The sequence below is a fragment of the Mycobacterium sp. DL440 genome, assembly GCF_011745145.1.
In the GTDB taxonomy this organism is placed as follows: Bacteria; Actinomycetota; Actinomycetes; order Mycobacteriales; family Mycobacteriaceae; genus Mycobacterium.
Genome location: NZ_CP050191.1, coordinates 3,329,711 through 3,344,447 on the forward strand (window position 1 = coordinate 3,329,711; position 14,737 = coordinate 3,344,447).

Here is a 14,737-nt window from a genome sequence, read left to right on the forward strand (position 1 = left end):
CCCGTACAGCGTCGAGCTCAACATGGATCCCTATGCGGTATTCGCCCGCATCAGGGAAGAGGCCCCGCTGTACTACAACGAGCAGCACGATTTCTACGCACTGAGCCGCTACGACGACGTCAACAAGGCCGTCATCGACCACGAGACGTTCATCTCCGGGCGTGGAGCCTTGCTCGAGATCATCAAGTCCGGCATGGAAATTCCGCCGGGCACACTGATTTTCGAGGATCCGCCGATCCACAACATCCACCGCAATCTGCTCTCGCGGGTGTTCACCCCCCGCAAGGTGCTGGCGCTCGAACCGCAGATCCGCGAATTCACGGCGCGCTGCCTGGATCCACTGGTCGGATCGGACCGCTTCGACTTCGTCAATGACCTCGGCGAGCAGATGCCGATGCGCGTCATCGGCATGCTGTTGGGCATCCCCGAGGACCGTCAGCGGGCCATCACCGACCACGGCGAAGAGACCCTGCAAGGGCAGACGGTCGACGCCCTGGCCACCGGTGAGGTCTTCGCCGAGTTCATCGACTGGCGCGCCCAGCACCCGTCCGACGACATCATGACCGACCTGCTCAACGCCGAGTTCACCGACGAGACCGGCACCGTGCGCACGCTGCGCCGCGACGAGCTGCTGCTATATCTGACGGTCATCGCGACGGCCGGCTCCGAGACCACCACGCGGCTGATCGGCTGGGGCGGCAAGACCCTGGCCGACGTCCCTGATCAACGCCGTGAACTGGTGGAGAATCCCGAGCTCATTCCCCAGGCGATCGAGGAAATCCTGCGCTGGGAGCCACCGGCCCTGCAGATCGCCCGCTACGTCACCCGCGACGTCGAGTACTACGGCCAGACCGTCCCGGCGGGTTCGGCGATGCTGATGCTCGTCGGCGCTGCCAACCGCGACCACCGCCGGTTCGCCCCCGACGGCGACGTCTTCGACATCCACCGGGAACAGAAGTCACACATGACTTTTGGTGCGGGCACCCATTTCTGCATGGGCAACGCGCTGGCCCGGCTGGAAGGCCGCATCGCCTTCGAGGAGATCCTCAAACGCTTCCCCGAGTGGGAGGTCGACTGGGCGGGTGCGAAACCGTCGGAAACCGCTGCGGTGCGAGGCTGGGCCGCGATGCCTACCTTCGTATCCTGACCGGCCCACTCGCGGAAAGGACACGTCACGCCTACTGTCCGTAGGTGTAAAGGAAAGGTCAGCTGGCCGGGATCAGATCAGCGGGCACCGAGCGGCTGATCATCGTCCCGCACCGGAATGCCTCGCTGGTGCCGACGACCCGGGCCTCGGGATCATTGACCGCCGCCAGTGCCTGCGCCTTGAAAGCGCGTGCGGCAGCGGACAGTTCGTGGCGGACGGGATCAACGTGCAGGTCCGCCGGACACTCGTCGCCCCACAAGGTCACTTCGGTGTGTCCCTGCTCCAACGCGCCCAGGACACCGCGTCGCACGCGCTCATCGGTGTTGAACAGATCGGCGGCCACTGCCACGGTCTGCGGGTGCGGCCGGTCCTCCCAGGACTCCAGCACCGACTCCAGGGAAATCGTCTCCACCCCGAGAATCGCCAGCGGACGGACATCCTCGTCGGCACCGATCAGCACCGTGACATCCCACCCCGCCATCACCCGGTCGACCAGCCAGCCACCGGCGAACCGGACTGCGTCCACCACGCAAGGGGCGACCACATCAAGCCGATACCGCATGTCGTCCTCCAATCTCACTGGCCGGCCGCCCCGTTGCGGCCGCCCGACTGCTCGATCTCCCGCCCCAGCATCTCTGCGTAGCTCTTGAACACGTCCGTCAACGGGAGCGAGGGATCGAGTAGCCATGAGGTCTCCATTCCATTGATGAATGCCAGGATTTCCACGGCCTTGGTGGCCGCGTCGAAGTCGGAGCGGTAACGGCCGCTGAGCTGACCGCGGGTGATGATGTCGGTGACGATGTCGCGTGCCGCCTGCTGTCGTTTCAGCAAACGGTCGTGCAGTGGGGCGTCGGCTTGGATGTTCTCCACCAGCAGTACCGTGAACGTGCCGACCAACTCGGGTGCCCGGACGAACCGCTCGGCGACCCGCTTGATCTCCTGAGCGAGGTCACCGGAGCGGTCGGCGTGGGTGTCGTCGTCGTGATCGCGCGCGTCGAGGACTGCGTTGAGCAGTTGCTCCTTGGACTCGAAATGGTGCAACAAGCCGGCCGGAGTGACGCCGACCTCCCTGGCGATCTGGGCCAGGGAGGTGTTGCGCCAACCGTTGCGCGCCAGCAGCTTCTCGGCCACCGAAAGTATCCGCTGCCTGCGGTCTTCCCCCTTGGCCAGGAGCGTCTCATAGGGCCTTGCACCCTCAGACTGCCCCTGTAAACCAGAAACCGAAGCCACCGGACTCCTTCGTCGAACCAACCTAGTGAACACACAGTAGGTTGGTTTGACCGTTGTGACAAGCGTCTCAGGAAAAGAAGTTTCCGGTGGCCGTCACAACCGCCCGGTAGGCCCGGTCAGAGCCCAAGCGACTTGGCGATGATCACCTTCATGACCTCGCTGGTCCCGGCGTAGATGCGCGCCACCCGGGCATCCGTGTAGAGCCGGGCGATGGGGTACTCCATCATGTAGCCGTACCCGCCGAGGAGCTGCAGGCAACGATCGATCACTCGCGCCTGCATCTCCGTGCAGAACAATTTCACCCGGGCCGCATCGGCACCGGACAGCTCGCCGTCCACGTGCAGGGCCACCGCCCGGTCCAGCATCGCCTGGGCGGCCTCGACCTCTGTCGAACACGCCGCCAGCTCGAACTTGGTGTTCTGAAATGAGGACACCGGCTGGCCGAACGCCTTGCGGTCCTTCGTGTAGCCGATTGCCGCGGCGATCGCGGAGCGGGCCTGGGCCACCGAACCCACCGCCACCGTGAGCCGCTCCTGGGCCAGATTGTGACCGAGGTAGCTGAATGCCTCGCCTTCCTCCCCCAGCACGTTGGCCACCGGAACCCGCACATCGGCGAACGACAGTTCCGCGGTGTCCTGCACCTTGCAGCCCATCTTCTCCAGCTCGCGGCCCCGTTCGAAGCCCGCCATGCCGTCCTCGACGACCAGCAGGGTCAGCCCCTTGCGGCGGTTCTCCGGGTCGGTGGACGTCCGCGCCACCACGACCACCAGATCGGCCTGAATGCCACCGGTGATGAACGTCTTGGCACCGTTGAGGACGTACTCGTCACCATCACGAACGGCGGTGGTGCGCATCCCGGCCAGATCCGAACCGGTCCCCGGCTCAGTCATCGCGACCGCGGTCAGCAGCGTGCCCGCGGCCAGCCCGGGGAACCAGCGCTGCCGCTGTTCTTCGTTGGCGTAGTGCAGGAAGTACGGCAGGATCACCTCGAGCTGCGTGCGCACGGTCGACAGCGTCACCAGGGCACGGGCGGCCTCTTCCTGGAGAACCACGTTGTACCGGTAGTCGTCGATGCCCGCGCCTCCGTACTCCTCGGGGATCGCCATACCGAGCATGCCGAGCTCGCCCATGTGCTTGAAGACGTCACGCGGCATCCGTCCGCCCTTCTCCCACTCGGGATAGGCCGGGACGACTTCCTTTTCGATGAAATCGCGGGCGAGCGCACGGAATGCCTCATGATCCTCGGTGAACAGATTGCGTTGCACTACTTCTCCCTAGCGTCAGTCGATGAGCTCGACCAGCGTGGCGTTGGCGGTGCCGCCACCCTCACACATGGTCTGCAGTCCGTACCGAATTCCGTTGTCGCGCATGTGATTGATCATCCGGGTCATCAGCACCGCACCCGACGCGCCGAGCGGGTGTCCCAGCGCGATGGCGCCGCCGAGCGGGTTCAGTTTGGCCTCGTGGGCGCCCGTCTCGGCCAGCCACGCCAGTGGCACCGGGGCGAACGCCTCGTTCACCTCGAACACCCCGACCTCGTCGAGGCGTACGCCGGCCTTATGCAGGACCTTCTCGGTCGCCGGGATCGGCCCGGTCAGCATCAACACCGGATCCGCACCGGTCACCGCGCCCGCGCGATACCGCGCGATGGGCGAAAGGCCCATGGCCACAGCCGCTTCAGCAGTCATCACCAGCAGCGCCGCGGCTCCGTCGGAAATCTGCGAGGAGTTACCCGCGTGGATCACCCCGTCCTCGGCGAAGGCGGGCTTGAGACCGGCGAGCTTCTCCACAGTGCTACCGCGGCGCACTCCTTCGTCGGCGACCACCGGGTCGACCTGATCGGCCGGGTCCGGAAACACGGTGATCATCTGATTCTCGAAGGCACCACGGTCCTGCGCGGCCGCGGCCCGTTCGTGCGAAGCAACCGAGTACTCATCGAGACGGGTCCGGCTGAAACCCCACTTCTGCGAGATCATTTCAGCGGAAATGCCCTGGTTGAAAGCAAAACCCTTATACCGGTCAAGTGCCTTCGGTCCGTACGGCATGCCGGTCGAGCGGGCCGCCCCCAGCGGGACCTTGCTCATCACCTCCACGCCACCGGCCACCACCACATCCTGCTGGCCCGACATCACCGCCTGGACCGCGAAATCCAATGCCTGCTGGCTTGACCCGCAGGCCCGGTTGACCGTGGTGCCGGGGATGTGTTCGGGCCAGCCCGCGGCCAGCACCGAGTACCGACCGATGTTGCTGGACTGATCGCCGACCTGCGACACACAGCCCCAGATCACGTCGTCGATGATGTCGGGACTGATACCCGCCCGCTCCACCAGCGCGTTGAGCACCAGTGCGGACAGGTCGGCGGCGTGGAACCCGGACAGGCCGCCGTTGCGCTTGCCGACCGGGGTGCGGACGGCCTCGACGATGACGGTTTCGCGCATGGGATTCTCCTCTAGAACTAAGACTGGTAGGCCGGACCGATTGCACCCTGCTCGCGCAAGGCGTCGATCTTTTCCGCACTCAGGCCGATTCCGCCCAGGATGGCATCGGTGTGCTCGCCGAGCCCCGGCACCGCACCCATGCCCAACTCCATGCCGCTGATCACCGGCGGCGGCAACAGGGCCGAGATCTCCCCGTTGGGGGTGCCGACCGGACGCCACCGGTCCCGCGCTTTCAGGTGCGGATGCGTGATGACCTCACTGGGCAGGTTATACCGCGAATTGCCGATCCCGGCATCATCGGCGATCCGCTGAACGTCATCGAAATCATGCTGGGTACACCAGGATTCGATGGCCTTGTTCAGCTCGTCCCGATGTGCACAGCGGTCTGAGTTGGTGGCGAAGCGCGGATCGTCGGCCAGATCGGGGCGCTCGATGATCTCGCGGGCCAGCCGCTGCCATTCCCGGTCGTTGGTGGTCCCCAGCACCACGGTCTGCCCGTCACGGGTATCGAACGCACCGTAGGGCGCCACCGCCGGCGAACTCATCCCCAGCGGAACCTGGTCGATCCCGGAATGCTGGGTGTAGGCCAGCTGGTATCCCATGATGTCGGTCATCGTGTCGAACAGGCTGACCGCCACGGCCGGTGCGGCACCGGTGTCACCCTGGCGGGCCCGGCCAAGCAACAGCGCCATGATGGACAACGCCGAGTACAGCCCTGTGGTGATATCGGCAACCGCCGCACCGGGTTTGGCCGGCATCCCGGCATAGCCGGTCGACGCACACGAACCGGACTCGGCCTGCACCAGCAGGTCGTAGGCGCGCTTGTGCGACAAGGGCCCGCCGGGCCCGTAACCGTCGATCTCGACCGGGATCACCTGAGGATGGTGCACCTTGAGGTCCTCGGGTCCGAGCCCCAGGCGCGCGGTGGCGCCGGGAGCGAGATTGGACACCAAGGCGTCAGCATCATCGAGCAACCGGTGCAGCACCTCCATGCCCTCCGGGGACTTCAGATTGAGGGTGACCGATTCCTTGCCCCGGTTGGCCCACACGAAATGCGCCGCCTGTCCGAGCACCACATCGTCGTAGTCCCGGGCGAAGTCACCGCCCTTGGGGTTCTCGATCTTGATCACCCGGGCGCCGAAGTCGGCGAGGACCCGGGTGCACATCGGCGCCGAGACCGCCTGTTCCATCGCGATGACGGTGATCCCGGCCAGCGGCAGGGACGAACCGTCCGTCCTCGGTGGTTCGCTCGTAAACTCGCTCACAAGGTCACATAACCATGCCGCCATCGACCGGCAGTACCTGCCCGGTGATGTACGACGCGGCGTCGGAGGCCATGAAGACGAACGCACCGGCGACCTCATCGGCCTCGGCCCACCGCTTGAGCGGAATGCGGTTCATCATGTTGGCCGCGAACTTCTCGTTGGTGCGGATGGTTTCCGTCATCGGCGTTGCGGCCAGCGGCGCCAGGGCGTTGACCATGATGTTCTTTGTAGCCAATTCCCGGGCCAGCGACTTGGTGAAGCCGATCAGGCCGGCCTTGGCCGCCGAGTAGTTGACCTGGCCCAGGGTGCCGGTGAGACCGGCCGCCGAGGTGACGTTGATGACGCGGCCGGTCCCGTCGGTCGGCATGTGCGGCAGCGCGGCCTGGGTGACGTGGAAGGTGCCCATCACGTGGATGTCGAAGGTGACCCGGAACGTCTCGTCGGTGAGTTTCGGGAACATCGCCGGCGCGGTGACCCCGGCGTTGTTGACGACGATGTGCAGATTGCCCTCGCCCAGCGCGGCGGCCTGCGCAGCGGCGGCCACTGCGGCGCCGCGGTCACTGACGTCCAGCGCGGCGCTATCGGCCTTGCCGCCTGCAGTATTGATGCGCTCGGCCACCGCGGCCGCGGCAACACCGCTGATGTCGGTGACGAGCACTGAGGCACCGGCAGCGGCCAGCGCCTCGGAAACCGCGGCGCCGATCCCGGCACCGGCCCCGGTCACCAACGCCGAACGTCCGGTCAGGTCGAAATAGGTCCTCATTGAACTGGGCATCTCCTCAGTAACTCTTGGGCAGGCCGAGAACGTTGGCGGCAAGGAAGTTCAGGATCATCTCCTGGCTCACCGGTGCGATCTTCATCAGTCGGGACTCCCGGAAGAACCGGGAGATGTTGTATTCCTCGGAGTAACCCATCCCGCCATGGGTCTGCAGCGCACGGTCGGCAGCCCCAAATCCCGCGTCGGCGCACAGGTACTTGGCCATGTTGGCCTCCCGACCGCACGGCTTGCCGTTGTCGTAGAGCCAGGTGGCCTTGCGCAGGATCAGCTCGGCGGCGTCAAGGCGGGCCAGCGAGTCGGCGAGGGGGAACTGGATGCCCTGGTTCATGCCGATCGGCCGGTCGAACACCACCCGCTCGTTGGCGTATTTGACCGCGCGGTCCAGCGCCACGCGACCGATGCCGAGGGCCTCGGCGGCGATCAGCATCCGCTCAGGGTTGAGCCCGTGCAGGATGTACTTGAAGCCCTTGCCTTCCTCGCCGATCAGATGCTCAGCCGGCACCCGCAGATCGTCGATGAACAACTCGTTGGAGCTCACCGCATTTCGGCCCATCTTGTTGATGGGCCGAATCTCGACGTGATCGCGGTCGAGATCAGTCAGGAACAGCGACAGTCCGTCGGTCGGCTTTCCTCCGCGTTTCTCCACGTCTTCGCGGGATTCGGTGCGAGTGAGCAGCAGGATCTTCTCGGACTCAAGCGCTTTGGAGATCCATACCTTGCGGCCGTTGACAATGTAATTTTCGCCGACCTTCTTGGCGAAGGTGGTGATGCGCGAGGTGTCCAGGCCGGCGCCGGGTTCTGTGACACCGAAGCACACGTGCAGGTCGCCGTTGACAATCCGCGGGAGCGTCGCCTTCTTCATCTCCTCTGAGCCGAATACGACGACCGGCTGCATCCCGAAGATCGACATGTGGATCGCGCTGGCGGCATTCATGGCTCCGCCTGACCGGGCCACCTCCTCTGCCAGGATGGTGGCCTCGGTGATGCCGAGGCCGTGCCCGCCGTACTCCTCGGGAATCGTCATCCCGAGCCAGCCCCCGCCGGCGATGGCGTCGTAGAACTCCTGCGGGAACTCGTGGGCCTGGTCCTTGGTCATCCAATAGTGGTCATCGAACTTGCCCGCCAGCTCCGCAACGGATTTGCGGATCAGCTGCTGGTCCTCGGTCAGCTCGAAGTTCATACCGCCCGACACTGTGTGCTCTCCTATTTTTCTCGGCCGCTCGCCTTGACATTCAGTCTCGTGCGCCGGCAACGGCTTTCGCATTGACTTGGAAGTCGGCGAAGCTGGCGCCGGTCTTTTCCTTCTTGCTCAGTGCCTGGATCGACACGTCGTGGCCCTCGGCCTGCCTGCGCAGAGCACCGACGGTTGCCTGCTCCTTGGGGACGTGGACGAACGGGTCGAAGTGGTAGAGCCGCATGGCGTTCTCATGGGTGATCTTGTTGATCTCGTCGTCGGGTACCTCGTAGGTGTCGAACACCGCGCTCAACTCTTCGGGGGCGCCCGGCCACATCGAGTCGCTGTGCGGGTAGTCCATCTCCCAGCAGATGTTGTCCACCCCGATCTCGTGGCGGTTCTTCACCCCGACCGGATCGGAGATGAAGCAGGTCATGAAGTGCTCCCGGAACACCTCCGAGGGCAACTTGCCGCCGAAGTCCTGATGCGTCCACGTCGAGTGCATCTCATAGGTGCGGTCCACCCGGTCCAGGAAGTACGGAATCCACCCGGTGCCGCCTTCGGACAGTGCGATCTTGAGGCTCGGGTACGCCTTGATCGGCGCCGACCACAGCAGATCGGCCGCGGCCTGCACGATGTTCATCGGCTGCAGCGTGATCATCACGTCCATCGGGGCATCCGGGGCCGTGATCGCCAGCTTGCCCGACGACCCGATGTGCACGTTCATCACGGTTTCGGTGTCGACGAGGGCCTCCCACAACGGCTTCCAGTACTCAAGGTCGTGGAAGGAGGGATACCCCAGCGTCGACGGATTCTCGGTGAAGGTCAGCGAATGCACGCCCTTGCGCGACACCCGGCGCACTTCGTCGGCGCACAGCTGCGGATCCCAGATCGCCGGGATCGCCATCGGGATGAAACGGCCCGGGTGGGACCCGCACCACTCATCGATGTGCCAGTCGTTGTAGGCCTGAACCAGCGCCAGCGAGAAGTCGTCATCGTCGGTGGCGAACAACCGCGCGGCGAAACCCGGGAACGAGGGGAAGTTCATGGTGGCCAGCACGCCACCGGCGTTCATGTCCTTGACCCGCTCGCCTGCGTCGTAGCAGCCCTTGCGGATCTCATCGAGCCCCTGGGGCTCCAGGCCGTACTCCTCCTTGGGCCGGCCGGCCACCGCGTTGAGCGCCACATTCGGGATCACGGTGTCACGGAACTGCCAGGTGTCGCTGCCGTCGGGGTTGTGCACCAGACGCGGCGCCTCATCCCGGTACTTGGCCGGCAGGTGATTCCGGAACATGTCCGGTGGCTCGATGATGTGGTCATCGACGCTGATCAAGATCATGTCGTCTTTGCGCACTGCCTCGCTCCATTCCATGGGCTGTCACATTGGTTCTCTATGAGAGAAAACTAGCTTCTCATCTAGCGAGAATCAATGTCTGATGCCGTTGACAAGCAGATTTGGCCAGGTCACCGCAGAACCTGGCGCGTTCTTGTTGACCATCGCCCCAAAAGATGGAAACCTGTTAGTCGGAAATGAGAACCTGATTCTCGCCATCGAGAGTCACGAGAGACACCGATGGGTCATCGAGAGGAGAACCGCGCCGTGCGCTTGGCCCCTTTGCCCGCCGAGGAGTGGGACGACGATGTGCGACGAGCACTCTCGGTCATGCTTCCGGAGGAGCGGCTCAACCCCGAGGGCGCGGGCACCGCACTCTCGACGCTGGCCCGCCACCCTTCCCTGACGAAGGCCTTCCTGCGGTTCAGCAATCACCTGCTGTTCCGTTCGACCTTGGACCCGCAGATGCGCGAGCTGGCCATCCTGCGGATCGCTCACCGCAAGAAGTGCGAGTACGAGTGGACGCACCACGCCTTCATCGGCAAGTCCGAGGGGCTCACCGATGAGCAGATCGCGAGCAGCACGAGCGGCGAAGGCTCTACCTCCCTCGATCAACTCGTCCTCGACTCCGTCGACGAACTCGACGGGCAAGCGGAGATCTCGGACGGCACCTGGGCTGCGCTGAGCGAGCACCTCTCCGAGCGCCAGCGCATGGACCTGGTTTTCACGATCGGCGGCTATGGACTGATGGCCATGGCTTACAACACCTTTGGAATCGCGCCGGAATCCGGCCACTAACTCAAGAAGAAAGTAGAGGTAGATGATGGCGTTCTTCCCGAAGCCGGCTGCCGGCAGCTGGACCGAGAACTGGCCCGAACTGGGCACCGGCCCGGTCGATTACACCGATTCGATCGATCCCGAGCACTGGAAACTGGAGCAGCAGGCCATCTTCCGCAAGACCTGGCTGCACGTCGGGCGCGTCGAGCGGCTACCCAAGACCGGTAGCTACTTCACCCGGGAAATGCCCTCGGTGGGCACGGGCACCTCGATCATCATCAACAAGGACAAAGACGGCGAAATCCACGCCTTCTACAACCTGTGCCGTCACCGCGGCAACAAGCTGGTCTGGAACGACTACCCGGGTGAGGAAGTGTCGGGCAGCTGCCGCCAGTTCACCTGCAAGTACCACGCGTGGCGCTATGACCTCAAGGGCGATCTGACCTTCATCCAGCAGGAGCAGGAGTTCTTCGACGTCGACAAAGCCGACTACCCGCTCAAGCCGGTCCGCTGCGAGATCTGGGAAGGCTTCATCTTCGTCAACTTCGACGATGACGCCAAGCCACTGGTCGAGTCCATGGGCGACTTCGGCAAGGGTCTCGAGGGCTACCCGTTCCACGAAATGACTGAGGTCTACAGCTACAAGGCCGAGATCAAGGCGAACTGGAAGCTGTTCATCGACGCGTTCATCGAGTTCTATCACGCGCCGATCCTGCACATGAAGCAGGCGACCAAGGAGGAAGCCGAAAAGCTGGCCAAGGTCGGCTTCGAGGCGCTGCACTACGACATCAAGGGCGATCACTCGATGATCTCGTCCTGGGGTGGGATGTCCCCGCCGAAGGACCTCAACATGGTGAAGCCGATCGAGCGGATCCTGCACAGCGGTCTGTTCGGCCCGTGGGACCGCCCCGACATCAAGGGCATCCTGCCGGATGAGCTGCCGCCGGCGGTCAACCCGGCCCGTCAGCCCACCTGGGGCCAGGACAGCTTCGAGTTCTTCCCCAACTGGACTCTGCTGCTGTGGGTTCCGGGCTGGTACCTGACGTACAACTACTGGCCGACGGGCGTGGACAGCCACATCTTCGAGGCCAACCTGTACTTCGTACCGCCGAAGAACACCCGTCAGCGTCTGAGCCAGGAACTGGCCGCAGTGACGTTCAAGGAGTACGCGCTGCAGGATGCCAATACCCTGGAGGCCACCCAGACCCAGATCGGCACCCGGGCGGTCACCGAGTTTCCGCTGTGTGACCAGGAGGTCCTGCTGCGCCACCTGCACCACACCGCGCACAAGTACGTCGATGCCTTCAAGGCAGAACAAGCCGAGAAGGCTGCGACCAATGGGAAGGCCGCTCACAAAGAGAAGGACGAGGCACATGTCTGAAACGCAAGAAGCTCTGCTGCCTGCCGAGTTCGCCGACCTGGAGCGGTTCAGCGACTGGATCCTGGCCACCGAGCCCGAGCGCTACGCCAAGCGGCTGGCCTCGACCATGGACGAGATGCAGGATCTCTACGACGTCGGGATGGCCCGCCTCGAGGAGGTCATGGTCTACCTGGATGCCCGTTTCCCGTTGCACGACATGCCCGATGACGCCAAGCGGCTGATGCACCTGATGCAGTCCGTGGTGATGGTGAGCTTCCCGGTGGAGGCCTGGAAGCAGCCGCGCGTGCTCGACAGCGGTGCGGCCTGGGTCGAGATCACTCGGGAGCCGGTGGTCTGAGCATGCTGACCCTCAAGGCTGCGGGTCTCGTCGACGTCGATGCCGGGACGATCATTCGTCCCGGCATTGTCCGTGTCGACGGAGACCGTATTGTCGCCGTCGGAGACGGCAAATCAGACACAGCTATCGGCGACAATTCGGACGACGAGGTGATCGATCTCGGCGACTCGATCCTGCTGCCCGGCCTGATGGACATGGAAGTCAACCTGCTGATGGGCGGCCGGGGCGAGAACCCGGGCCTGTCCCAGGTGCAGGACGATCCCCCGACCCGCGTGCTGCGCGCGGTCGGCAATGCCCGCCGCACCCTGCGCGCCGGGTTCACCACGGTGCGCAACCTCGGGCTGTTCGTCAAGACGGGTGGGTACCTGCTCGACGTCGCCCTGGGCAAGGCCATCGACGCGGGCTGGATCGACGGTCCGCGCATCGTCCCGGCCGGTCACGCCATCACCCCCACCGGCGGACACCTGGACCCGACGATGTTCGCGGCGTTCATGCCGGGCGCCCTCGAGCTGACGGTCGAGGAGGGCATCGCCAACGGGGTCGACGAGATCCGTAAAGCGGTGCGCTACCAGATCAAGCACGGTGCCCAGCTGATCAAGGTGTGTGTGTCCGGCGGCGTCATGTCGCTCACCGGAGAGGCCGGCGCACAGCACTATTCGGACGAAGAGCTGCGGGCCATCGTCGACGAGGCGCACCGTCGCGGGCTGCGGGTCGCCGCGCACACGCACGGCGCCGAAGCCGTCAAGCATGCGGTGGACTGCGGCATCGACTGCATCGAGCACGGGTTCCTGATGGACGACGAGGCGATCCAGAAGCTGGTCGACAACGACCGCTTCCTGGTCACCACCCGCCGATTGGCCCAGGCCATGGACGTATCGAAAGCCCCGAAGGTGTTGCAGGACAAGGCCGCCGAGATGTTCCCGAAGGCCGAGACGTCGATCAAGGCGGCGTACGAGGCCGGGGTGAAGATCGCGGTCGGCACCGATGCGCCTGCCATTCCGCACGGCAAGAACGCCGACGAACTCGTCACGCTGGTGGAGTGGGGTATGCCGCCGGCCGCAGTGTTGCGCGCCGCGACAGTGGTGGCCGCCGATTTGATCAACGTCACAGACCGGGGCCGACTGGCCGAGGGACTGCTGGCCGACATCATCGCGGTGCCGGGTAATCCGCTTGAAGACATCACCGTTACACAGCATGTCAATTTTGTAATGAAAGGCGGTAAGGTCTTCCGCAATGAGCACATCAACTGATTCCCCGACACGGACCGAGGACCTCATCGAGATCCAGCAGGTGCTCGCCAAATACGCGGTGACCATCACGCAGGGCGACATCGACGGTCTCGTCAGTGTTTTCACCCCCGACGGCACATACAGCGCATTCGGCGAGACCTACACGCTGAATCGCTTTCCGGTGCTGGTGGACGCCGCTCCCAAGGGCCTGTTCATGACCGGCACCGCCCTGATCGACCTGGTCGAAGGGGCGGATAACGCGTCAGGGACTCAACCGCTCTGCTTCATCGAGCACTCCAAGCACGACATGCGCATCGGCTACTACCGCGACACCTACGTGCGGACCGCCGAGGGCTGGCGGCTGAAGACGCGTGCGATGACCTTCATCCGGCGCAGCGGCGATCACGACCACGGCCGGCCGCATGCAATCGGCAGGCCTTCGGCCGATGTCGCCGACCAAACGGCTCCGGAAGCCCGATGAGCGACCTGTTCGACACCGCGACCTTCCGTGCGGCGCTGCAGGATTGGATCGCCGAGAATGATCTGACACCGCCCGACGATCATTCGCTGCAGGGCCACATGCGGCAGTTCGCCCGGGTGCAGAAGGCGCTGTACGACGGCGGCTGGAGCCGCTACGGCTGGCCCGAGCACGCCGGTGGGCTGGGCGGACCGGCGATGCTGCGCGCGATCGTCGGCGAGGAGGTAGTGGGTCGCAGGCTGGCCGAACCCGGCCCGTACTCGATGCTCGAAGTGCTGGCGCCGACGATGATCGACTATGCGCCCAAGGAGCTGGCCGCCGAGATGGTGCCAAAACTCCTGTCCGGCGAAGAGCAGTGGTGCCAGGGGTTCTCCGAACCCGGCTCGGGCAGTGATCTGGCATCGCTGACCACCCGCGCCGTCCAGCGCGAGGACGGCAAGTGGGTCATCAACGGCCAGAAGGTCTGGACCAGCTTCGCGCAGTACTCCCACCGCTGCATCCTGCTGACCCGTACCGGCGATGCAGACACACCCAACCACCAGGCCATCACGGCGTTCTTCGTCGACACGGACGCGCCCGGCATCAGCGTGCGGCCGTTGCGCACCATGCACGATGTCGACGAGTTCTGCGAGGTGTACTTCGACGATGTCGAGGTCGACCCGAGCCGGATGCTCGGGAATCCGGGCGACGGTTGGCAGCTGGCGATGGACCTGCTGCCCTACGAACGCTCGACCTGCTTCTGGCAGCGCATCGCTTACCTGTACTCACGGTTCGACGCGTTGGTGGAAGCGGTGAAACGGCAAGGGCAGGTGGTGGATCCGGACCTCGGCGAGGTCTATCTGGCCCTGCATACGCTGCGCTGCCGATCGGCGGCAACCCAGCACCGGCTTGCCGAGGGCCACAAGCTCGGACCGGACACCTCGATCGACAAGGTGCTGCTGGCCGGTGCCGAGCAACTGCTCTACGACACCGCCCGCAATCTGCTGCCCGGCGTGATCGAACTCGAAGAGTCCGAATGGCGTACCGAGTACCTGTATTCGCGGGCCTCGACAATCTATGGCGGCACTGCCGAAGTGCAGCGCAACATCATCGCGCGCCGACTGCTGGACCTCGGGAAGGAGTGATCTGGTGACCGAATTGGATACCGAATCACTGGGCCTGCTTGAAGAC

Annotated in this window: 15 protein-coding genes; 7 read left to right on the forward strand and 8 right to left on the reverse strand. The window is 64.7% G+C overall.

Annotated elements, in window-relative coordinates; all coding sequences use genetic code 11:
• Positions 1-22 precede the first annotated feature (22 nt).
• A complete protein-coding gene (locus HBE63_RS16015) occupies positions 23-1,147 on the forward strand; it encodes a cytochrome P450 (protein ID WP_243858738.1) in 1,125 nt (374 codons plus the stop codon).
• A 58-nt stretch (positions 1,148-1,205) separates the two neighbouring features.
• On the opposite strand, the gene HBE63_RS16020 is transcribed toward HBE63_RS16015, so the two are convergent.
• From HBE63_RS16020 to HBE63_RS16055, 8 genes are all read right to left on the reverse strand, one after another.
• Positions 1,206-1,709 carry a hypothetical protein gene (locus tag HBE63_RS16020; protein WP_166905618.1) on the reverse strand — a complete coding sequence of 168 codons (504 nt, stop codon included), beginning with the start codon at positions 1,707-1,709 and terminating at the stop codon, positions 1,206-1,208.
• A gap of 14 nt (positions 1,710-1,723) precedes the next feature.
• Positions 1,724-2,377 (reverse strand): TetR/AcrR family transcriptional regulator, encoded by a 654-nt coding sequence (locus HBE63_RS16025; protein ID WP_166905619.1) that lies wholly within the window; start codon positions 2,375-2,377, stop codon positions 1,724-1,726.
• A 116-nt stretch (positions 2,378-2,493) separates the two neighbouring features.
• Entirely contained in the window at positions 2,494-3,642 is a 1,149-nt protein-coding gene (locus HBE63_RS16030) for an acyl-CoA dehydrogenase family protein (RefSeq protein ID WP_166905620.1), read from the reverse strand.
• 15 nt (positions 3,643-3,657) lie between these two features.
• Positions 3,658-4,815, reverse strand: a complete 1,158-nt coding sequence (locus HBE63_RS16035) for a thiolase family protein (protein WP_166905621.1) — start codon at positions 4,813-4,815, stop codon at positions 3,658-3,660.
• A gap of 17 nt (positions 4,816-4,832) precedes the next feature.
• Positions 4,833-6,005 carry a CaiB/BaiF CoA-transferase family protein gene (locus HBE63_RS16040; RefSeq protein ID WP_166909855.1) on the reverse strand — a complete coding sequence of 391 codons (1,173 nt, stop codon included), beginning with the start codon at positions 6,003-6,005 and terminating at the stop codon, positions 4,833-4,835.
• 79 nt (positions 6,006-6,084) lie between these two features.
• Entirely contained in the window at positions 6,085-6,843 is a 759-nt protein-coding gene (locus HBE63_RS16045) for an SDR family NAD(P)-dependent oxidoreductase (RefSeq protein ID WP_166905622.1), read from the reverse strand.
• A gap of 16 nt (positions 6,844-6,859) precedes the next feature.
• Positions 6,860-8,038, reverse strand: a complete 1,179-nt coding sequence (locus HBE63_RS16050) for an acyl-CoA dehydrogenase family protein (RefSeq protein WP_166905623.1) — start codon at positions 8,036-8,038, stop codon at positions 6,860-6,862.
• Between the two features lie 52 nt (positions 8,039-8,090).
• On the reverse strand, positions 8,091-9,386 hold the full coding sequence (locus HBE63_RS16055) for an amidohydrolase family protein (protein WP_166909857.1): 1,296 nt from the start codon (positions 9,384-9,386) through the stop codon (positions 8,091-8,093).
• A 246-nt stretch (positions 9,387-9,632) separates the two neighbouring features.
• Here HBE63_RS16055 and HBE63_RS16060 point away from each other — a divergent pair, with 246 nt between their 5' ends.
• The 6 genes from HBE63_RS16060 to HBE63_RS16085 are packed head-to-tail and all read left to right on the forward strand — an operon-like array spanning position 9,633 to position 14,691.
• Entirely contained in the window at positions 9,633-10,163 is a 531-nt protein-coding gene (locus tag HBE63_RS16060) for a carboxymuconolactone decarboxylase family protein (RefSeq protein ID WP_166905624.1), read from the forward strand.
• Positions 10,164-10,188: 25 nt separating this feature from the next.
• Positions 10,189-11,523, forward strand: a complete 1,335-nt coding sequence (locus HBE63_RS16065; protein ID WP_166905625.1) for an aromatic ring-hydroxylating dioxygenase subunit alpha — start codon at positions 10,189-10,191, stop codon at positions 11,521-11,523.
• Complete coding sequence (locus HBE63_RS16070; RefSeq protein WP_166905626.1) at positions 11,516-11,860, forward strand: hypothetical protein; 345 nt, start codon at positions 11,516-11,518, stop codon at positions 11,858-11,860. The genes HBE63_RS16065 and HBE63_RS16070 overlap by 8 nt, the downstream gene beginning before the upstream one ends.
• Before the next feature lie 2 nt (positions 11,861-11,862).
• On the forward strand, positions 11,863-13,110 hold the full coding sequence (locus HBE63_RS16075) for an amidohydrolase family protein (RefSeq protein ID WP_166905627.1): 1,248 nt from the start codon (positions 11,863-11,865) through the stop codon (positions 13,108-13,110).
• Entirely contained in the window at positions 13,094-13,570 is a 477-nt protein-coding gene (locus HBE63_RS16080) for a nuclear transport factor 2 family protein (RefSeq protein WP_166905628.1), read from the forward strand. The genes HBE63_RS16075 and HBE63_RS16080 overlap by 17 nt, the downstream gene beginning before the upstream one ends.
• Positions 13,567-14,691, forward strand: a complete 1,125-nt coding sequence (locus tag HBE63_RS16085) for an acyl-CoA dehydrogenase family protein (RefSeq protein WP_166905629.1) — start codon at positions 13,567-13,569, stop codon at positions 14,689-14,691. Before HBE63_RS16080 ends, HBE63_RS16085 begins: the two co-directional genes overlap by 4 nt.
• Positions 14,692-14,737 lie beyond the last annotated feature (46 nt).